Annotated in this window: 18 protein-coding genes; 5 read left to right on the plus strand and 13 right to left on the minus strand. The window is 67.9% G+C overall.

Features of this window, described 5'->3' with window-relative positions:
• Window positions 1-27: 27 nt before the first annotated feature.
• The 6 genes from RF637_RS08025 to RF637_RS08050 all read right to left on the minus strand — a co-directional run bounded on the left by RF637_RS08025 (window position 28) and on the right by RF637_RS08050 (window position 6,114).
• Complete coding sequence (locus RF637_RS08025; protein WP_368844546.1) at window positions 28-975, minus strand: NADP-dependent oxidoreductase; 948 nt, start codon at window positions 973-975, stop codon at window positions 28-30.
• 44 nt (window positions 976-1,019) lie between these two features.
• The gene (locus tag RF637_RS08030) at window positions 1,020-1,448 is read right to left on the minus strand and encodes a cupin domain-containing protein (RefSeq protein ID WP_052160849.1); all 429 of its coding nucleotides are present in this window, start codon (window positions 1,446-1,448) and stop codon (window positions 1,020-1,022) included.
• A 114-nt stretch (window positions 1,449-1,562) separates the two neighbouring features.
• Complete coding sequence (locus RF637_RS08035; RefSeq protein WP_368835477.1) at window positions 1,563-3,494, minus strand: heavy metal translocating P-type ATPase; 1,932 nt, start codon at window positions 3,492-3,494, stop codon at window positions 1,563-1,565.
• Between the two features lie 213 nt (window positions 3,495-3,707).
• Window positions 3,708-3,947 carry a heavy-metal-associated domain-containing protein gene (locus RF637_RS08040; protein WP_035964356.1) on the minus strand — a complete coding sequence of 80 codons (240 nt, stop codon included), beginning with the start codon at window positions 3,945-3,947 and terminating at the stop codon, window positions 3,708-3,710.
• 115 nt (window positions 3,948-4,062) lie between these two features.
• Window positions 4,063-4,887, minus strand: a complete 825-nt coding sequence (locus RF637_RS08045; RefSeq protein ID WP_084118103.1) for a Crp/Fnr family transcriptional regulator — start codon at window positions 4,885-4,887, stop codon at window positions 4,063-4,065.
• A 165-nt stretch (window positions 4,888-5,052) separates the two neighbouring features.
• Window positions 5,053-6,114, minus strand: a complete 1,062-nt coding sequence (locus RF637_RS08050; protein WP_167317933.1) for an IS481 family transposase — start codon at window positions 6,112-6,114, stop codon at window positions 5,053-5,055.
• Between the two features lie 251 nt (window positions 6,115-6,365).
• Between RF637_RS08050 and RF637_RS08055 the strand changes: the two genes are divergently transcribed.
• A complete protein-coding gene (locus tag RF637_RS08055; protein ID WP_035965574.1) occupies window positions 6,366-6,941 on the plus strand; it encodes a recombinase family protein in 576 nt (191 codons plus the stop codon).
• A gap of 140 nt (window positions 6,942-7,081) precedes the next feature.
• Here the strand turns inward: RF637_RS08055 and RF637_RS08060 are convergent, their stop codons facing one another.
• The 3 genes from RF637_RS08060 to RF637_RS08070 all read right to left on the minus strand — a co-directional run bounded on the left by RF637_RS08060 (window position 7,082) and on the right by RF637_RS08070 (window position 8,905).
• On the minus strand, window positions 7,082-7,414 hold the full coding sequence (locus tag RF637_RS08060) for a recombinase family protein (RefSeq protein WP_240919039.1): 333 nt from the start codon (window positions 7,412-7,414) through the stop codon (window positions 7,082-7,084).
• A 271-nt stretch (window positions 7,415-7,685) separates the two neighbouring features.
• Window positions 7,686-7,898 (minus strand): hypothetical protein, encoded by a 213-nt coding sequence (locus tag RF637_RS08065; RefSeq protein ID WP_368844547.1) that lies wholly within the window; start codon window positions 7,896-7,898, stop codon window positions 7,686-7,688.
• Window positions 7,899-8,023: 125 nt separating this feature from the next.
• The gene (locus RF637_RS08070) at window positions 8,024-8,905 is read right to left on the minus strand and encodes a manganese catalase family protein (RefSeq protein WP_035965578.1); all 882 of its coding nucleotides are present in this window, start codon (window positions 8,903-8,905) and stop codon (window positions 8,024-8,026) included.
• Window positions 8,906-9,300: 395 nt separating this feature from the next.
• Here RF637_RS08070 and RF637_RS08075 point away from each other — a divergent pair, with 395 nt between their 5' ends.
• Window positions 9,301-10,617: an APC family permease gene (locus RF637_RS08075; RefSeq protein WP_368844548.1), complete on the plus strand. Its 1,317-nt coding sequence runs from the start codon at window positions 9,301-9,303 to the stop codon at window positions 10,615-10,617.
• Window positions 10,618-10,805: 188 nt separating this feature from the next.
• On the opposite strand, the gene RF637_RS08080 is transcribed toward RF637_RS08075, so the two are convergent.
• On the minus strand, window positions 10,806-11,393 hold the full coding sequence (locus tag RF637_RS08080) for a recombinase family protein (RefSeq protein WP_368844549.1): 588 nt from the start codon (window positions 11,391-11,393) through the stop codon (window positions 10,806-10,808).
• A 117-nt stretch (window positions 11,394-11,510) separates the two neighbouring features.
• Here RF637_RS08080 and RF637_RS08085 point away from each other — a divergent pair, with 117 nt between their 5' ends.
• Entirely contained in the window at window positions 11,511-11,984 is a 474-nt protein-coding gene (locus RF637_RS08085) for a relaxase/mobilization nuclease domain-containing protein (protein WP_368844550.1), read from the plus strand.
• 6 nt (window positions 11,985-11,990) lie between these two features.
• On the opposite strand, the gene RF637_RS08090 is transcribed toward RF637_RS08085, so the two are convergent.
• Window positions 11,991-12,344: a hypothetical protein gene (locus RF637_RS08090; protein WP_368844551.1), complete on the minus strand. Its 354-nt coding sequence runs from the start codon at window positions 12,342-12,344 to the stop codon at window positions 11,991-11,993.
• A gap of 289 nt (window positions 12,345-12,633) precedes the next feature.
• Entirely contained in the window at window positions 12,634-13,824 is a 1,191-nt protein-coding gene (locus RF637_RS08095; RefSeq protein ID WP_368844552.1) for an alcohol dehydrogenase catalytic domain-containing protein, read from the minus strand.
• Between the two features lie 399 nt (window positions 13,825-14,223).
• Between RF637_RS08095 and RF637_RS08100 the strand changes: the two genes are divergently transcribed.
• Together RF637_RS08100 and RF637_RS08105 are read left to right on the plus strand one after the other, a co-directional pair.
• On the plus strand, window positions 14,224-15,447 hold the full coding sequence (locus tag RF637_RS08100; protein ID WP_368844553.1) for an MFS transporter: 1,224 nt from the start codon (window positions 14,224-14,226) through the stop codon (window positions 15,445-15,447).
• 43 nt (window positions 15,448-15,490) lie between these two features.
• Window positions 15,491-16,777 (plus strand): cytochrome P450, encoded by a 1,287-nt coding sequence (locus RF637_RS08105; RefSeq protein ID WP_368844554.1) that lies wholly within the window; start codon window positions 15,491-15,493, stop codon window positions 16,775-16,777.
• A gap of 166 nt (window positions 16,778-16,943) precedes the next feature.
• Here the strand turns inward: RF637_RS08105 and RF637_RS08110 are convergent, their stop codons facing one another.
• Entirely contained in the window at window positions 16,944-18,932 is a 1,989-nt protein-coding gene (locus RF637_RS08110) for a peptidoglycan DD-metalloendopeptidase family protein (RefSeq protein WP_368844555.1), read from the minus strand.
• Window positions 18,933-18,972: the final 40 nt, after the last annotated feature.

Here is an 18,972-nt window from a genome sequence, read left to right on the forward strand (position 1 = left end):
GGGGCCGCCACACCGGCGCCCTTGTTCTCACCGCACGAGGCTCCGGGCGTGCCCAGGATCAGCACACGGGGTGGGTTCGAGGACGATCTTGCCGGTGGCGTGGCCGGTCTCGACCTCGGCGATCGCCCGTCCTGCTTCTGTCAGGGGGTAGCAGGCGGTGACGTGGGGATCGACGAGTCCGTATTCGATGACCTCGGTGATCTTTTCCATCGCCTCCTGGGTGCGTTCCAGTGCCGCCCCGCCCAGTTCTGTGGCGGTCGTGGCGTCGGCCGCGGAGATGATCCTGGTCGGATCGGCAACCAGACCAACAACCTCGCGCAGGGCCTCACCTCCGACGAGGTCGACGATAAGGTCCACCCCCTCGGGGGCGACCTCGCGGACGCGGTCGGCCACGCCTTCCCCGGAGGGAACGAAGGTCGCCCCAGTGGATTCGACGATCTTGCGCTTGGACTGGCTGGCGACGCCGATGACGGTGAACTGGTGGACGGACCCGATCTGGGCGGCCATCAGTCCCACCCCGCCGCCGGCGCCGAGGATCAGCAGCCTCTGGCCGGGGTCGAGTTCGATCTGGTGGGTGGCGTCATAGGCGGTGGCCGCAGCCACCGGGATGGTCGCCGCGTCGGCGAAGGAGATCTCCTCGGGCTTGGCCACCGCCTCGGCCGCCCGCACGAGGGTGTGCTCGGCGAACCCGCCGTGGCCGTCGGCGACGGGGCCGAGGACCTCGTCACCGACCGCGAAACCCTCCACGCCTTCCCCGAGATCGGTCACGACGCCGGAGACCTCCCGGCCCATCGGGGCCGGCAGCTCCCGGTCCCGCCCCAATGCCCCGGAGCGGATCTTCCAGTCGACGGGGTTCACCCCGGCGGCCCGAACCTCCACGGCCAGCTCGCCCGGGCCAGGCTGCGGGGCGGGCCGATCGAGGAGCTGTTGGGTCTCAGGACCGCCGAAGTCGGTGAACACGTAGACCGTGGACATGGTCTTCCTCGTTTCTTCTCTAGAAGGTGTGGACGGGTGCGGGCTCAGGTGGTCGGGGATTCGTCCCGGCCGGCGGCCTCGGCCGCGTCCGCCTCCTCCTTGGTGGCGTAGGCGGCTTCGGCGGCGTGCTCGGGTGGGCTGTAGACGGTGTAGAGCACCAGGGGCTCATCCCCGGTGTTGCGGAAGTTGTGCCGGGCCCCGGCCGGGACCGCGCACTGGTCACCGGCCTCGATCGGATGCGTGTGCCCGTTCAGGTCGGCTTCCCCGGTGCCGGCGACGAAGGTGAGGATCTGATCGGTGTGCTCGTGAACCTCCTCACCGATCTCACCACCGGCGGGGATGGTCATGATCACGATCTGGGAGTGTTGGCCGGTCCACAGCACCCGGCGGAAGTCGGGGTTGCGGCCGGCGATGTCGGCGATGGTGAAGTGCTCAATGTTGCCCTCGATGGTGAAGTGCTCTTGCGCGCTCATGATGTTCCTCCTGCAGTGATGGTGGTTTTTCTGCCCGGGGCCGGGCAGGACTGGTAGTGCGTTCCGCCCCGTGGCGGGCGGTCCTGGGGTGGGGCCGCCCGCCACGGTGGTGTCCTAGGACCGGGAGGTCACCCGGTTCGTGGTCGGGACGGCCGGTGTGGTGGTGCGGGTGGGGGTGGTGTCCTGGGTGCGGCGCAGCAGGCGCATGGCGTTGGCGATGACGATCAGCACGGAGGCCTCGTGGACGAGCATCCCGATCGACATCGTGACCCCGCCGGCGAAGACCCCGGCCAGCAGCAGCACCACCGTGATCAGGGCGACGGTGATGTTCTGGTGCATGACGCCCACGGTGCGCTTGGCCAGCCCGATCGCCTCGGGCAGCTTCAGCAGGTTGTCGCCCATCAGGGCGATGTCGGCGGTCTCCACGGCCACGGCCGAGCCGGCCGCGCCCATGGCCACCCCGATGTCCGCGGTCGCCAGGGCGGGGGCGTCGTTGACGCCGTCGCCGACCATGGCCACGACGTGGCCCTCCCGCTGCAGGGCCGCCACGGCGTCGAGCTTGTCCTCGGGCAGCAGGCCGGCGTGGATCTCGTCGACGCCGGTGACGCTGCCGATGGCCCGGGCCACGAGCGGGGCGTCACCGGTGAGCATGACGACCTTGTCCACCCCGGCCTCGTGGAGCCGGGCGACCATCTCGGCGGCGTCGGTGCGGACCTGGTCGGCCACGGCGATGACCCCCGCCACGGCGTCGTCGACGGCCACGATCATCGGGGTCCGCCCGGCCGCGGCCATCTCCTCGGCCGTGCGCACGGCACCGGTGTCGGGAATGCCGTGCTGCTCCAGCAGCGCGGCGTTGCCGATGAGCACCCGCACACCGCCGGTGGTGGTGGCGACGATGCCCTTGCCCGGGACCGGGTCGATCCCCTCGGGGATCCCGGAGGCGCCCACTCCCTCGGCTGCGGCGGCCTCGAGGATCGGACGGGCGAGCGGGTGCTCGGAGCCGGCCTCGGCGGCCGCGGCCCAGCGCAGCACGTCGGCGCGGTCCAGGGCGGGGTCGAGGACCACGACGTCGGTCAGCTGCGGGCGGCCCTCAGTGAGCGTGCCGGTCTTGTCCACCGCCACGGCGGTGATCTTCGCAGAGGTCTCCAGGAACTCCCCGCCCTTGATGAGGATGCCGTTCTTGGCGGCCCGGCCGATGCCGGCCACGATGGCGACCGGGATGGAGATGACCAGGGCACCGGGGCAGCCGATGACCAGCAGGGTCAGCGCGAGCACCACGTCGCCGGTGACCAGTCCGGCCACCAGGGCCAGGACCATGATCGCGGGGGTGTACCAGGCGGAGAACCGGTCGATGAAGGCCTGGGTCCTCGCCTTGGCGTCCTGGGCCTCCTCGACCCGGTGGATGATGCGGGCCAGGGTGGTGTCCGCGCCGATGCCGGTGGCCAGCACCTGCAGGAACCCGCCGCGGGAGACGGTGCCGGCGAAGACCTGGTCGCCCTTGGCCTTCTCCACCGGGATGGACTCGCCGGTGATGGAGGCCTCGTCCACGGCACCGGTGCCGGCCACGACCTGGCCGTCGACGGGAACCTTGGCCCCGTTCTTGACCAGCACGATCTCGCCCATGGCCACGCCCGTGGCCGTGACCTCGACCTGTTCCCCGTCACGGAGTACGACGGCGGTGTCCGGGGCGACCGCGACGAGCTCGGCCAGTGCCGAGCGGGTCTTGTTCAGGGTCGCCGACTCCAGGGCGTGACCGACCGCGAAGAGGAAGGTCACCGCGGCGGCCTCCCAGTAGTTGCCGATGATGACCGCCCCGATCGCGGCGACCGCCACCAGCAGGTCGATCCCGACCATGCGGGCGGCCAACGCCCGCACGGCCTTGACCACGATCTGGTAGCCGGCGACGACGGCGGCGGCGAGCATGAGCACATCCGCCCACAGGACCGAGCCAGCAACCTCGGACGCTGCGAACGAGGCAAGGATCAGCACCCCCGCAACCGCGGGGATCGCCCACCGGCCGTAAATCCACCTCTGCACCCTGTTCATGATGTCCGTCCTTCCTGGTAACCGTTCTCGCCCCTGATGGGAGCTTGTTCACGACGCTACGCACAGCCCACGGACCCGAACATGTCGGGGATCAATCAACCGCACGATCGCAGGAAGGGCCAATGAGCGCCGGCTCGGCGGGCAACGAAGAGCGCCGCTGCCGTGACCTCCTGGGGAGGTCCCGGCAGCGGCGCGGGCTGTGGGTGCGGCGGGTCAGAAGGCGGCGGGGCGGGCGGTGTAGCCGGCCTTGGCAACAGCGGCGACGATGTCCTCCACACTCACGTGGGCAGGGTCGTGGTCGACCTCGATGCGGGCCGAAGCGAAGTGGACCTTCACCGCGTCGACGCCCTTCAGACGCCCGACGCGCTTCTCGATCTTGGCCACGCAGGAGGGGCAGGAGAAGCCCTCGGCGCGCAGGACCGTGTGAGTGGTGGTGGCTGTGGTGGTGGTCATGGTGATGGTTCCTCTCCCTGTTGTGGAGTACTCACCTCATCGGGTGTGTCTCCAACCTACGAAGGACCGGGTCCTCGGACCATGACGGGCGTCAATCAACCGCGAAGCTCGGGGGTCAGGCCTCCGCTCCGGCGATCTCCGCCAGCCAGCGCGGGTCACGCACGGCAGTCCAGCGGCGGCCGGCGTCGATGACACCGTCCTTGCGCCACCGGCTCATCACCCGGGAGACGGACTCCGGGGTCGACCCGGTCATCCCCGCCAGATCCGCCCGCGACAGCGGCAGCTCGATCAAGGTCCCGCCCTCGCGGGCGGGCTCCCCGAACTTCTCCGCCAGGCGCAGCAGGACCGCCGCCAGTCGCTCGGCCACGGTGCCCGTGGACTGCCGGGTGACGTCGGCGCGGGCCTGGGCGAGCAGCGCTGTGGTGTCCTCGAGCACCCGCAGCCCCACCTCTGGGTGCTCGCCGAGGATCTGGCGGAACGCATCGTCGCCGATCCGCAGGGCGCACACGGTGGTCAAAGCCTCGACAGTCTCGGCGTAGGCTTCCTGGCCGAGGGTGCGCAGCCCGCCGAACAGGTCTCCCGGCCCCAGTAGCTCCACCACGACCTCTTGCCCATTCGGGGCGGTCCGGTAAGCCTTGGCCCGTCCCGCGGCTACGAGGTAGAGGTGCTCAGCCGGTGCGCCCTCGACGTGGAGCGCGTCCCCCTCAGCCCAGGACAGGGAGGTCATCCTCCGGTCGATGTCGGCCAGCTGCTCCTCGACCAGCCCGGCGAACATCGGTGTCCGGGACAGCACCCGCATCCGCACCGGCGCCGGACAGGCGTGGGGCTGCGCGCAGGTCGACCGCAACGGGATCCGCCGCCGAGCAGACACCGGGGTAGCATCCGGGGACATCCGCGCCGGCGACCCCTGCAGGTCCTCGCCGTGGGAGGGGGTGCTCATGCCGTTCCCTTCTAGCCAAGTGGGCGCGACGGTACCAGGGATGGGTCGCTCACCTGATCACCGGATCACGTCGTTCTGATTCCACCGTACGCCCACAGCATTCGGCGCCCCACCGGCTTCCCGGCTTCATGAACCCCGGCACGCGTCAACAACATGGCTTTTTCCCTAGATGTAAGAGGGCATGACGTTATTGACACGGGCCGGGACGCGTGAGGCCGGGGGCTTCTCGCCGCAGGCAGTGTGCGGGCGGTGGTAATTATAGTGATTGACCCAGGTCCCGATCGCGGTCCGGCGGTCGTGCTCGGTGGCGTAGGTCCGGGTGTAGAGGACCTCGTCGACGAGCAACCGGTTGTACCGCTCCACCTTGCCGTTGTACCTCGGGATGTAGGGGCGGATCCGCTGGTGCTTCGAGGCCAGGGCCTCAACGGTGCGGGTGAAGTCCTTGGCTCGGTAGTTGGCGCCGTTGTCGGTGACCACCCGGTGGACCCGCTCGATCCCGTGAGCGGCGAAGAACGCCCTCGCCCGGGCGAAGAACCCGATCGTGGTGGTGGCCTTCTCGTCGTCGAGGGCCTCGGTGTAGGCCAGGCGCGAGAACCCGTCGATGGCGGTGTGCAGGTAGGTGTAGCCGATCCTGGCCCCGGGACCGCGTTTGGCTGCCAGGGCCTTGGTCGTGCCGCGGCCGTGGGCACGCCACCCGCCGCCGTAGGGAATCCTGCCGACCTTCTTCACATCCAGGTGGACCATGTGCCCGGGCCAGTGCGCGGTGATTCGCCGCGGGACCCGGCGGGAGTCCTCTCCGTCCGGGGTGAGGTCGCGCAACCGGGAGATCCCCAGCCGGGCCAGCCACCGGCCCACGGTGCGCAGCGCGATGGTCACGGGGGCGTGGAAGGGCCCGGGGCCCTTCTCGTCCTGGGGGTCGTTGTCGTAGCCGCCGGCGCTCAGGTGGTGCCAGATGCGCCGGGCCGACCACTTCCGGCCCCGGCGCAGGGCGTCGATGCGCTCCACCACCTCCGGGGCCGTGCGGAACGGACTCCCGACAGGGGTGCAGGGCCGGTCGGCCAGGCCATCCTCGCCGTCTTCGAGGTAGCGGGCCACCCAGGTGGACACCGTCGGACGGCTGACGTGGAATTCGGCGGCGACGTGGGCCTTGGGGATCCCGTCCTCGAGGTGACGGGCCACCATGCGCAGCCGGCCGGTCGGGGTCAGGGGTGCATTACGGTGGGTCATGAACGGGCTCTCTCGTACGGACGGACGGTGTAGGAACTTCCATCCTGTGGCGAGGAGCCCGTTCCTCATCTCATCGGCGCACCCGCGACAAGAACCTCATGACCCACAACAACTAGAAGCACGCCACCTACCGGCGAACTCCACACGCAACCCACCAACGCCACAACCGTGCCCTTTTGTCTCATTTGCCTGTCTCATTCGCTATCGTCTCAACAAACCGAAAACAGTCGAGTTATTGAGACGAGGACCGGATGGCAAGCCTGGGATACGCGCGCGTGAGCACTGTCGAGCAGAACGCGGACCTACAGACCCGCGCCCTGAAGGACGCGGGATGCCAGAAGGTCTACACCGACCATGGGGTCAGTGGGACCAAGGCCAAGCGCCCCCAGCTCGACAAGCTGCTCGAGCACGCCCGCGCCGGGGACGAGGTCGTGGTGTGGAAACTCGACCGGCTGGGACGCAACACCCGTCAGCTGCTTGAGCTGATTGACCGGCTCGAGTCCCAGGGCATCAACTTCCGGTCCCTTACCGAGGGGATCGCAACCACCGGGCCGATGGGCAAGGCAATGCTCACAGTGATGTCCGCTTTCGCGCAGCTCGAACGCGACCAACTTGCCGAACGCACCAAGGCCGGGTTGGCCGCGGCCGCGGCCCGCGGCCGTAGAGGTGGTCGGCCGGCAGTCACCCCAGAGACGGAAAGGGTTCGCCAGGCTGGCCAGTACCGGCATGCGGGACTCACGCCGCCGGAGATCGCCAAGCTGCTCGGGGTCAGCCGGGCTACTGTATACCGCTACCTCGCTTTGGCATCCGGTGAGGCCAGCGGGTAAGTCCATCTGGTGGACGCCGTTGCCCCTTGTCCTGCCCCCTGGGGCGTTCACGACGTCGTCGCGGAACTCCTGGGGATGGGGCTTGGGCGCGGTGTTCATTCTTCTAGCGATGCCTCACAGCGTCACAGATCAGATGTCACCTATTCGTGCAGCAGTCCCAAGGGCTGTATAGAACGTCTGGCGGCCTTGAACCGCGCAGCCACTTCGGTTTTGGGGATCCCCATGTCGACCATGGCCCGCGCCTGCTCTACGTCGTCTGCCGACAGCTTGGGAGTCTGCGCATACTTCCCGCTAGCCTTCGCGATCGCTATCCCCTCAGCCTGTCGCTCTTTGATCCTGCGCCGCTCAAACTCCGCGAAGGCCGCAAGGATTCCCAGCATCAACGAATCTAGTGGAGACGCGCCGTGGCAGTCCACGGTGATCCGCTCCGAAACGAACCCGACCGCTGCACCCTTCTGGGCGATCTCCTCCACCAGGTTGTAGAGATCCCGCGTATCGCGGCCGTCCAAGCCACGGACGGATCGGCGGTCTGCGCGGCATCCAGCTCCGCGCGGAGGGTTTTGGCACCCTTCTCCGTGGTGGCGTAGATGTAGGCGGTGCGGCACTGGTAGGAGGCGCCCCGCTCGGGGCGCTCATGAAGTGTCTCCGTGATCTCGGGAACGAATCATCTCTTCTCCGGCCTGCGACACGAGGAGCCCGGGACCGACCGGCCCCGGGCTCTTCCTGCGCTAGTGACTTAGGGAGTCACTTCTTCATGGTCAAAGACTTCTGCTCTTCCAGCCGCAGGGCGATCCCGACAGCCAGGAAGGTCGGTGCCCACTGGCCGACGAAGATGCCCCAGCGGTCGGACTGTGCCCGTGAGTCATCGGGCTTGCCGCGCGAGGCGAGCCAGGACGCGAACGTCATCCCGATGGAGCCGAAACCGGCCGCGTAGGCGTACTCGGACTTGATTCCCATGCTGTGAAGCCACTTGATCATTGCAGCCTTCAGAGGTTGTAGATGTGTTGATACATGCGGGGTGGGTGAACGCGAGGGTATCAGCCGGATGCGACCGGGGACACCGTCGAAGGTCGCCCGCGGGCCTATTCCTTGTTGAGTTTGTCCTGAATGGTTCCAGCGGCCTTCTCGACGATGTTCGGCAGCTCCGTGGTGCCGTAGAACCGGGCATCGGGATGGGTGGGAGGCGGCATCGGCACTCCCGGCATCGGCTCGGGCTGATAGGAGAACTCGGCCTTGCCGTCCGGGGTCGGGCCCGAGGCCCACGATCCCTGCTCCATCGCCTCCCCGTCCGAGAAGTTGTAGGCGGTGTAGGCGTGCTCGCTGGCCTCCTTGGACTGTGGGAAGTTGCTCGGCACCGGCATCTCCTCCAGACCGTCCGCCTGCAACTCACGCACCGCCGCGACCCACTGGTTCTGGTGCATGGTGTCCCGGGCCAGCAGGAAGGACAACAGGTCCCGGATCCCCGGATCGTCGGTCATGTGATACAGCCGCGCCACCTGGGTCCGGCCCTGCATCTCCGCATTCACGTTCGAGGTCATGTCCGCCAGCAGGTTGCCGCTGGCGGTGACATACCCGGCAGTCCACGGATTGCCCATGCTGTCCACCGGCCGCGCCCCGGCACCGGAGACGATCGCCTGCTGCATATCCGTCCCGCCGATCACCGCGGCCACGGCCGGATCATCCTGGACGGCATCCTCGGTGATACCCAACGGCGCCTTCTCCAGCAGCTGGGCCACCATGGTGGCCAGCATCTCCACGTGGCCGAACTCCTCCGCCGCCGTGCTGAACAACAGGTCACGGTACTTGCCGGGAATGTGCGCGTTCCACGCCTGGAAGCTGTACTGCATCGCCACCGTGATCTCCCCATACTGGCCCCCGATCACCTCCTGAAGCTTGCGCGCATACACCGCATCAGGCTTCTCCGGTCTGGAGTTGTACTGGAGCTTCTGCTGATGAATGAACATACTGCGTCTCCTTCTCTAGGCGGGCAGGGTGTTCCCTCCCCGCGTATCGGCCTGACTCGACTCACGGTAACTGCCGCACTGCCTCACCCCAAGGGCTAACCAACTGCAGTATTTCCCCGTCTGAGCCGACTCTGTGTCGGAGTCGACTCCAACAGTGGGGCGAGCCGGGCGACTCCGAATCCATCGACGGACCCGACGTCTGGTCGACATAACTGGCCGGCGGGGTAGAGATGTTCGTATCCACCATCGTCCTGGGCAGCTAATCCATACCCTGGTGCAGAACGGTGGTGCCGAGGATCTCGAGCGTCCAGTCAGGACTCAACTCTTCTGCTGGTATCGGAGCGGGTCTGAGCAAACTGAGTACCCCGGCGGCCAGCCGGGTCTACTGTTGCTTCATGTCATCAACCTCTACCAGCGCCCAAGGGCGGGGTCTGCGCCGTACGGTCACCACTGCGGGCCTGTTCCTGTTCATCCTCGGTGACGTGCTCGGTGCCGGCGTGTACGTATTGGCCGGTGAGATCGCCAGGATCGCGGGAGGCGCCGTCTGGGTGCCGCTCGTGGTGGCCCTCGTTCTCGCGTTGCTCACCGCCGGTTCCTATGCCGAACTCGCCACCAAGTATCCGAGGGCCGGCGGGTCATCCCATTACGCCACCCGGGCCTTCGGTCCGTTCGTCGGCTTCCTGGTGGGGTTCTGCATGCTCTCGGCGGGCATCATCTCAGTGGGGGCGCTGGCCCTGGGCTTCGCAGGTGACTACCTGACAGAGTTCATCACCCTCCCCACAACCTTGGTCGTGGTCGTTTTCCTGGGTCTGCTCGCAGCACTGAACGCGCGGGGCATCTCGGAGTCGATGGGCGCCAACCGGGTGGCCACGATCATCGAGGTCTCCGGCCTGCTCCTGGTCATTGTCCTCGGCGCGATCGTGGTGGCCCGGGGTGACGGCGACCTTAGTCGGTTGACCGAGCTGGGGACATCTGAGAACGGCCCACTCGCCGCCGTCTTCGCCGGTTCCGTGCTGGCCTTCTATTCCTATGTGGGCTTCGAGACCAGTGTGAACATCGCCGAGGAGACCAAGGATCCGGCCCGGTCCTACCCCCGGGCGCTTTTCGGCGCTCTCATCGTCGCCGGCGTTGTCTACGCACTGGTGGGGGTCGCGGCCTCGGCGGTCGTCCCGACGGCTGACCTGGCCGAGAGCAGCGCTCCTCTGCTGCAGGTCGTCACCGCCGCGGGCATCATCCCTCCGGTGGTCTTCAGCCTCATAGCCCTGGTGGCAGTGGCCAACGGCGCCCTGCTGACCGGCATCATGTCCTCCCGCCTGGCCTACGGCATGGCCCGCGACGGACTTCTGCCAGCAGGGCTGGCCCGGCTACTGCCCCGCCGTCGGACACCGTGGGTGGCCATCATCGTCACCACCGGCCTCTCCCTGGTTCTCTCCCTCACTGGGACGCTCGAGATTCTCGCCAGCACCATGGTCCTGCTGCTGCTCGTGGTGTTTGCCGCGGTCAACACCGCCGTCCTGGTGCTGCGCCGCGATGCCGTTCAGCACCGCCATTTCCGCGTCCCGTCCTTCTTGCCGGTCGCCGGTCTCGTCTCCTGCATCGGCCTGGCCACGCAGGTCGAGGGAGAGGTCTGGCGGCTCGGCCTGCCCTTCCTCGCCGTCGCTGCCGTCCTGGCCGGCATCGCAGCCTGGCGTCATCGCCGCCGCGCCACCTGACAGGGCAAAATGAAAGGGGCTAGGGTCACAATCACCCAAGTCGCCCGCAGAAGTCGGCGCCAGTAGACGGCAGTATCGTCCCCACCTTGGCACCTGTCTTCCAGTCTTCTGGCATGGCACCGATGTATGGCATAAGTCTGGATGCCCCCCATGTTGCCGCTTGCAGACGAGGGGCTGTGTCAAGAGCGCTACGTTGCAGCGGGTAGGTCGCGGATGCGTCGGTAGAGGGTGGCTCGGGACATGCCCAGATCGCGGGCGACCTGTGTGGCGGGCTGGCCGGACTCGACCAGGTGGGCGGCACTGCGGATCTGCGACTCGGTAAAGGTCGGGCGCCGGCCGCCGAGGTCCTGACCGGCGGCCCGTCGTTTGGCGACGGAGTCGGTGATGCGTTCGCGCTTGATCTCCAGCTCCATCTGGGCCAAGGCGGCCATCACCGTGAACACCATCGAGCCCATCGGCGTGTGAGTGTCCACGTCTCCCCCACCCAGGTTCAGCACCCGCAGCCCTGCACCTCGTTCTCTGAGGGTCTCGGCGAAGGCGAGCATGTTCTGGGTGGACCGGCCCAGCCGGTCCAGGGTGGTGATCACCAGGGTGTCCCCCTCATGCAGCGCGGCGATCACTTTGTCGAACTTCGGCCGGGAGGCCCGGGCCCCGGACACCCCCTGATCGACGTAGAGGTCATCCCGCCGGACCCCGGCCGCTAGCAGGTCCTCGACCTGCCGGTCGGCATCCTGCCGCCGGGTCGAGACCCGCGCATAACCGATGAGCTTTCCCATGACGACCCCGAGTGTCTCGCAACCAACGATGAGTACACAACTCTAGTCACTGGGTTACGATACATAGTTGCGAGAATCGCCGAGGGTAGAAGAAACCCGGAAATTCGCGCTTTCGTCATGCCCTCACGTAGGCGCTCACGAGACGTCTCGCATCCCATGGGTTTCGAGGAGCACCCGTGGGTGATGGTCCGCCACGCTGATGACTATGTGCATGTGGTGGTGTGCCGGGTCAGTGACGAGGGGACGGTGTGGCACGGGCGCAACGACCGGCGTGCGGCCCAGAGCGCGTGCACCCGGCTGGCGTTGGAGCACGGTTTGCAGACGGCGCCGCGGCGCCGTGAGGCGGGGCGGGGTAAACGCTCGGTGGTCACAGTGCGTCAGCAGCAGGAGCAAAAGACCGAGGTGGTAGCGGTCCGCCGCGCGGAGTGGGAGCAGATCCGCAAGGTCGTGGAACGAGACACCCCAGCACCTCGGAGGCAGTCCCCGAAGCCCGAGCAGCAACAGCGGGTGGTCCCGGCCCATCCCCTGGAACAGGTGCAGCACCTTCCTCGTCCCGGCTCCGACCGAGAGGACCACGGGCGGGGCCTGTAGCTGGGCTTAGGCCGAGAAGATGCGGGAGAAGAACCCGCGGCGCGGCTCGGGCGGTGCCACAGGGGCTGCGGGTTCTGGTGACGTTTCCGGCTCTGCCGTCGGGGTGGGACGAACAGGTTCTGGAGTAGCAGGAGCCTGCGTGATGTGGGAGCTCTGCCCGGTGAGCGTGCGCAGCGCCATGCGCTCGGTTTCATTCGCGATCTGGAGGGCGTCGAGAGCTCGGCGGCGCTCTTCGGCTCGTGCTTCAGCAACTTCGGCGCGCCGGCGCCATTCCTGGACCTCGGTTTCCAGCTCGCGGACGCGTTCGAGCAGCCGACCGGTGCTCTCCGATGCCTCAGGGGTTTGAGCGGAAGGTGCCAAGGGACTGGTCTGGGGGCGGTATGGAAACCTTCGCCGCGGATGAGGCCCACAGCGATGAGTGCGGTCATGGGCACCCGCCGCCCGGCGGAGGTGATGGTGGCCCCCGCTTCCTCCAGCTCGACGCGCCGTCAACGGAGGGTGCTGTGGAACCCCTGGCACCGGGTTCACGGCCAGCTGTTTTCCTGACCGGCCATAGGAGAGAACGAAAAGGCGCCCTCAGCTTGGGGCGCGTCCTGGAGGTAGTGAGGCCCTGGCAAATTGCCAGGGCATCACCACCGGGTGAGCAAGATCAGGAGGCGATCATGCCGTGGGGGTCGATGATGTACTTCTCCTGCGAGCTGTTGTCGAAGTCCGCGTAGGCCTGAGGAGCATCGTCAAGGCTGATGACCTTGGTCTGCAGCATGTCCGACAGGTACGGCATGCGGTCCCACAGGATCGCCTGCATCAACTCGTAGTTGTAATGCATGATCGGCGCCTGGCCAGCGGTGATCTTCGGGGACTTGATCCAGGCGTTGCCGAATTCAATCGGGTAGATGCCGTTCTGCTCGTCCTTGGAATCCGCCAGGGGGTCAGGCCCGTAGATGCCGATGATGCCGGTGGCGCCTCCCGCGCGGGTAACGTCGATCACCTGGTTGATCGCATAGGCCGGATCCTCTTTGTCCGCGTCCTTGCCGATGCCGTGAGCTTCGGTGCCGACGTAGTCCACGGCGCAGTCGACCATCGGCTCGCCAAGGATCTTTTCGATCTGGTCCTGCAGCGGGACATCCTCGTTGAGGTCAATGGTTTCGCAACCGTTGCGCTTCATCAGGGCCAAGCGATCCTTGTCATGGTCGCCGACGATGATGCAGGATGCCCCCAGCAGGCGCGCAGCTGCGGCGCCGCAACGGCCCACGGGGCCGGCCCCCGCGATGTAGACAGTGGACCCGGGCTTGGCGCCAGCCTCCATGAGGCCGTGGAAGGCAGTCGGGAGGATGTCAGAGAGAAGCGCCAGATCGCGGATCTTCTCCATGGCCTGGTCACGGTCCGGGAACTTCAGCAGCTGGAAGTCCGCATAGGGAACAAAAAGATACTCGGCCTGTCCGCCGTCCCAGCCGCCCAGGTTGAAGCCGTAGGCAGCGGAATCGGCGTCCGGGTTGCAGGTCTGACAGACCTCGGTGCGACCGTTGCGGCAGTTGCGGCAGCGGCCGCAAGCCACGTTGAAGGGAACCGAGACCAGGTCGCCTTCCTTCAGGAACTCGACGTCAGAGCCGATTTCCACGACTTCCCCGGTCATCTCATGCCCCATGACCATGCCTTCCGGGGCGGGGAAGGACCCGCGGTAGATGTGGAGGTCACTACCGCAGATGTTGGAAGCCACGATCTTCAGGACAACACCGTGGGGTGCCTTCTTGCCGTTGGGCATCTGGAGCTTCGGAAAGTCCAGATCCTCAACCTGCATGTTCTTCACGCCGCGGAAGACGACGGAACGGTTGCCTGCCATGTTCTTCACTCCTTCTTGAGTTCTCACACCGGGGCCCGGGGAGACTCGGTCCAGCCCCAGTCCTGAGGCTTCTCTCAGTTAACCATAGGTCTCGCACAACCTAAATCGACCCCCAGGGGCCTCGTGGGGAGGGAGGCGTCCTGGACGAATCCACGTTCTGCATGGCGCAAAATGTCGATATTGACGATGCCTTGGCTTGGTGGGAGATTCCGATTATTTCGGGCGAATGACTCAATGCGCGCTTTTGACATACATGTCAAACACCCCGGTGGGTGTACTTTTCACGCATTTCTCACCCAAAATGTTCATGTTACGAACCCCGCGGATTCAGGCCCTGCGGACTCACGCACACACCACCCCCGAGTGTGCTCCACCCTCCCCGGCCCGTAGCCTGACGGGGTGACGCCAGCTTCCCCACCACCGGCCATGGACCGCCTGCGGATCACCCGAGCGCGCATCGCGGTGTCCCTGCTGTTCCTCACCAACGGCGCGATCTTCTCCAACCTGTTGCCTCGCTTGCCCGAGATCAAGGACATGTACGACCTGTCCAACGCCCTGTACGGGTTCGCGCTAATCGCCTTCCCCATCGGAGGTGTGGTGGCGGGCCCCCTGCCGGCCCCCATCCTGCGGAGGTTCGGAACGGCGCGCGTCGCCGTGGTGGGTTCGATCCTGCTCGCCACCGCGGTGTTCGTGGCCGGATCCGTTCCCCTCGTGGCCGTGTTCTGGATCGGATTGTTCGTCGCGGGCATGCTGGACGCCCTCGTGGACACAGCGCAGAACGCGCAAGGACTGCGAGTACAACGCCTCGCCGGAACCTCCATCATCAACTCCATGCACGCCCTGTGGAGCGTGGGTGCCGTGATCGGCGGCCTCATGGGCACCGCCGCCGCAGCCATGAACCTACCCCTGCCCTGGCACTTCCTGATCAGCGGTGTCATCTTCGCGGCCGTGGCGGCCTTCGCCATGCGCTGGGCCGTCCCCGACGACCACGCGGAACATGCCGCCACCCAGGCCGAGAACGCCCCCCTGGACACCGCCGGGATGCCCAAGCTCCCGCGTAGCGCGGGAGTGGCCGCGCTCGCGCTGCTGCCGATCGCCGTCGTCGCCATGTCCGGGGTGCTCGTGGAAGACGTGGGCTCCAACTGGTCCGCCGTCTACCTGCGGGACGCCCTGGGCGCACCCGTGGGCATGGTGGGGCTCGGCTACGTCAGCCTGGTGGGCGCGCAGTTCGTGGGTCGCCTTTTGGGGGACAGGCTGATCGACGCGTTGGGCGCTGTGCTGGTCACGCGCATCGGGGGCGTACTGATCTTCGTGGGCCTGGGCGCCGTGGCGCTCGCGCCGACACCGTGGGTGGCCCTGGCTGGGTTCGCCCTCGCGGGCTTCGGCTGCGCGACCATGGTCCCCAACGCCTATGCCGCCGCGGACCGCGCCCCCGGCCTGAGACCCGGCACGGGCCTCACCCTGGTGAGCTGGTGCATGCGCATCGTGTTCGTGCTCTCGCCCCCGCTGATCGGCCTCTTCGCCGATGCCGCCGGGTTGCGGACCGCGCTGTTCGTCTTCCCGCTTATGGGCCTGTTCGCGTTCTTCTTCGCGGGCGCCCTGCGGGTGCGTGCCCGGCGTTGAAACCTCCCAGTCGGCGAAAGGTCAGTACCCGTACGATCGGAGCATGACTTCCACCGCGGGACGCACCCGCCCCGACCAAGTCCTCTCCTTCCTGCGCTCGGGCTACCTCTTCGCCTCGCGCGTACGACGTCGCACGGGCGTCTCCCCGGGGTCCGCCGCCCCGGTGAGCATGAACCTGCTGGGCAAGCGCTCGGTCCTGGTGCGCGGGGAAGAAGGGGTGGACCTCTTCTACGACACCTCCCGCATGAAGCGCGACGGCGCCATGCCCCTGTTCGTCCGCGGCCCGCTCTTCGGGTCGGGTGCCGTCCACGCCCTGGACGGGGACGCCCACGCCGCACGTAAGAACCAGATGGCGGACATGGCCTACGAGGACGAGCGGGTGGCCCAGTACAAGCCGTTCGTGGCCGAGGAACTCGAGATGCTCATCCGTGAATGGACCTCCCCCGGCAACGTCTACGACGGCACGGCCCTGGCCTTCGGCCGTGCGTCCTTCCGCTGGGCCGGGATCCCGTGGAGCCGCCAGGAGATGGACCGGCAGGCCCGCCGTATGAGCCGTCTGCTGGACACCTTTGGGCGCCCCGCCACGCACCCGATCTCATGGTTCGAGCGCTTTCGCCTGGATCGCACGTTCACGCAGCTGATCCACGGGGTGCGTTCGGGCACCGTGGCCGCCGACCCGGATTCGGTGCTCGCCCACATGGCGCGTCTCGTGGACGAGAACGGTGGCCTCGTGGACGAGAAGACCGCCGCGGTGGAGTTGCAGAACCTCACCCGCCCCAACGTGGCGGTGGCTCGCTTCGCGGCCTTCGCCGGGGCAGCACTCGTGGAGCACCCGGAATGGGCCGCCCGTATCCACGAGGCGTCCCAGGCACGGGGTGGTTCTCTGCTCGACATCCCGGAGGCCGTGGCCTTCGCCCAGGAGGTCCGCCGCGTCTACCCGTTCGTCCCGATGCTCCCCGCCGAGGCCACCGCGGACACTGAAATCAAGGGCTGCCCCATCCACAAGGGTCAGCGCGTGCTGATCGACATCCTGGGTACCAACAACGATCCCGCCTCGTGGGAGCGCGCCGGCACCTTCGACCCCGAACGCTTCATGGGGGTCGACGACGCCGAGGCCATCCGCACGTTCATCCCCCAGGGCGGTGCCGAGGTCCGTACGGGCCACCGCTGCCCCGGTGAGAAGATCGCGGTGACATCCCTGTCCGCGGCCGTGGTGGCACTGGCCCGCCCGAACGTGGAACTGGGCACCGACCCGGACGACCTCACGTTCTCGTGGACCCACATGCTGACCCGCCCCGCTACGGGCATGCGGGTGCGTGCCGCCCACTGATCCACCCGAGCGAACCGAAGGGCCACCCCGCGTGCGAGCGGGGTGGCCCTTCGGGTAAGCACCTCTATGTCCGGAACACCGGGGTGTCGCCCGCCGCTGTGGGCGGGATCGCCGGCCCACGGGTACCCACCGCCGCCGTTACGGGCGGGAGGTGGAACCCCGATCCTCACCCGTCCTTGGCAGAGGGAGCCGGGGGCTGATACGGCGGGGCATCGGCCACCAGCTTCTGCAGCGTGGTCAGCTCGGCCGTGGCCGCCGCGGTGAGTTTCTTGTCCGCCGGTTTCGCCGACGCCGCCGCCACCGCGTGCTGGGTCTTGTTCAGCTGCGCGGTGAACGACGGATCCGCGGCGGCCAGCTTGGAACCCGTGAGCCGCTGGGACAGCAAGGTCAACTCGGTGTTCAGTGGCGTGGCGGGTCCGAACTGCTGAGCCGGGGTCAGCACCAACTGCGTGGCCAGCAGGTGCTGCGTGCGCTGCTGCACCTGCTCCAGCGTGGTCAGCTGATCCACGGGCGCGGTGCGCCCCGGTGGCTTGGGACGCCCGGACGTCGACGGATTCGGGGTGGGCAGGGTCTCCCCCGGATCACTCGGGGTGCCCGTGGCGCCACCGGACTTCGACGGGGTCGGCGTAGGACTCTGAGTCGGGGAGCCGCTCGGGTCGACCTTCTGCTTGTCCGGATCGCTCGGCTCACCCGTGAGGCCACCGGACTTCGACGGGATCGGCGTAGCACTCCGAGTCGGGGAGCCGCTCGGGTCGAGCTTCTGCGTGCCCGGATCGCTCGGCTTACCCGCGGAACCACCGGACTTCGACGGGATCGGCGTGGAAGTCTTGTCCCCCGACTTCTTAGCGCCGGAGTCGTGTCCTCCCGGTGTCGCCCGGCCCGGGGTCTGCTCGGGCCTGCCCGGCGTGGATGCTCCGGACGGGGTCGTGTTCGGGCGCGGCGTCGTCGTCGACCCTGACTCGTGAGCGGGCCCCTTCTTGGCAGGTGCCTTCGTGGCCGACGCAGCCTGGGGCGCGGACTTCTTGGCGTCGTTCCCGGCCTTCTCGCCGGACGCCTGCTTCGCGGCGGCCGGTTTTCCGGAGTTCGACGACGCCGCTGCCGGCTGCGGGGTCTTCCGGCCGAGTGCCATCACGCGTTCGTGATCTGCGTCGGGAACGTCGGCCGGTGCGGGACCGGAATCGGTACCGGGTTCCGCGTGCGGATCCACGGGAGGCTGCATCGCGGCCTGGTCCTCCGCGGAATACGGCGCGCGCGACGCGGGGATGACACCCTTGCCGGTCTCCCAGTCGAAGGACTCCGGATCCGCGACCTTGCCGTGAACCCAGATCTCGAAGTGCAGGTGGGGGCCGGTGACACGCAGACCCGTCTGCCCCACGGTGCCCAGTTGTTCGGAGGCGCGCAGGGTGTCCCCCACGCGCACCATGACGTCCTTGAGGTGGTTGTACGTGGTCTTGATGCCGTCCGCGTGCGTGACCTCCACCCGGTTGCCACCCCACACGTCCCAGAAGACCGCTGTGACGGTGCCGTCCAGGGCGGCTACCACGGGTGTGCCCTCCGGCACGGAGATGTCCGTGCCGTTGTGGAAGTCCTTCTGCTTGGTGTCCGGGGCGATCCGCCATCCGAAGCGGCCACCGTCCAGCACGACCACCGGTTGGGCCGGGGCGATGATGGTGTTGACGGGCAGCTCACCCTCGAAGGTCGCCGGAGCGCGCGTGCTCGGTGCCACGGGGGACGTGTCACCCGCGCCGCTCCCGGAGCCGCTCGAGCCCGAACCGCTTCCGGATCCGGCAGCGCCCGCGCCTCCGGCTCCGGAGGCGCGGGGACCGGAACCCCCGGGAGCGATCTCCACCGCATTGCGGACGAACGTGCCCGGGGCGGTCACCGGAACGTCGTGGGACGCGGCGATCGCCGCCTGGTCCGGCACCACGGCGAACAGGGAGGCCTGAGCCGGCCGCGCGGCGTCGTCGTCGGGAGCGGGAACGCCCGGGCGCTGGGGGCCTTGCGCGTCGTGAGCCATGGCTGGCTGCCAGGGGGCGGTTTCGGTGCCATTGCTGAGCGCGACGCTCACGGCCACGAGCATGGAGAAGGACGTGAAGGCGGTCAGCGCCATGGACGGCTTCCTGGCCGCCGCGGCGCGTGAGCGTGAACGAGTCATGAGGCGATCGTGTCTCCCGGGATGGACTTCGGCACCGTTA

The sequence above is a fragment of the Kocuria sp. CPCC 204721 genome, assembly GCF_040980945.1.
Lineage (GTDB): Bacteria > Actinomycetota > Actinomycetes > Actinomycetales > Micrococcaceae > Kocuria > Kocuria marina.

Coding starts and splice junctions, on each gene's coding strand:
- RF637_RS08025 (WP_368844546.1), bottom strand. CDS start 975: ATGTCCACGGTCTACGTGTTCACCGACTTCGGCGGTCCTGAGACCCAA.
- RF637_RS08030 (WP_052160849.1), bottom strand. CDS start 1,448: ATGAGCGCGCAAGAGCACTTCACCATCGAGGGCAACATTGAGCACTTC.
- RF637_RS08035 (WP_368835477.1), bottom strand. CDS start 3,494: ATGAACAGGGTGCAGAGGTGGATTTACGGCCGGTGGGCGATCCCCGCG.
- RF637_RS08040 (WP_035964356.1), bottom strand. CDS start 3,947: ATGACCACCACCACAGCCACCACCACTCACACGGTCCTGCGCGCCGAG.
- RF637_RS08045 (WP_084118103.1), bottom strand. CDS start 4,887: ATGAGCACCCCCTCCCACGGCGAGGACCTGCAGGGGTCGCCGGCGCGG.
- RF637_RS08050 (WP_167317933.1), bottom strand. CDS start 6,114: ATGACCCACCGTAATGCACCCCTGACCCCGACCGGCCGGCTGCGCATG.
- RF637_RS08055 (WP_035965574.1), top strand. CDS start 6,366: ATGGCAAGCCTGGGATACGCGCGCGTGAGCACTGTCGAGCAGAACGCG.
- RF637_RS08065 (WP_368844547.1), bottom strand. CDS start 7,898: ATGGGAATCAAGTCCGAGTACGCCTACGCGGCCGGTTTCGGCTCCATC.
- RF637_RS08070 (WP_035965578.1), bottom strand. CDS start 8,905: ATGTTCATTCATCAGCAGAAGCTCCAGTACAACTCCAGACCGGAGAAG.
- RF637_RS08075 (WP_368844548.1), top strand. CDS start 9,301: ATGTCATCAACCTCTACCAGCGCCCAAGGGCGGGGTCTGCGCCGTACG.
- RF637_RS08080 (WP_368844549.1), bottom strand. CDS start 11,393: ATGGGAAAGCTCATCGGTTATGCGCGGGTCTCGACCCGGCGGCAGGAT.
- RF637_RS08085 (WP_368844550.1), top strand. CDS start 11,511: ATGCCCTCACGTAGGCGCTCACGAGACGTCTCGCATCCCATGGGTTTC.
- RF637_RS08095 (WP_368844552.1), bottom strand. CDS start 13,824: ATGGCAGGCAACCGTTCCGTCGTCTTCCGCGGCGTGAAGAACATGCAG.
- RF637_RS08105 (WP_368844554.1), top strand. CDS start 15,491: ATGACTTCCACCGCGGGACGCACCCGCCCCGACCAAGTCCTCTCCTTC.
- RF637_RS08110 (WP_368844555.1), bottom strand. CDS start 18,932: ATGACTCGTTCACGCTCACGCGCCGCGGCGGCCAGGAAGCCGTCCATG.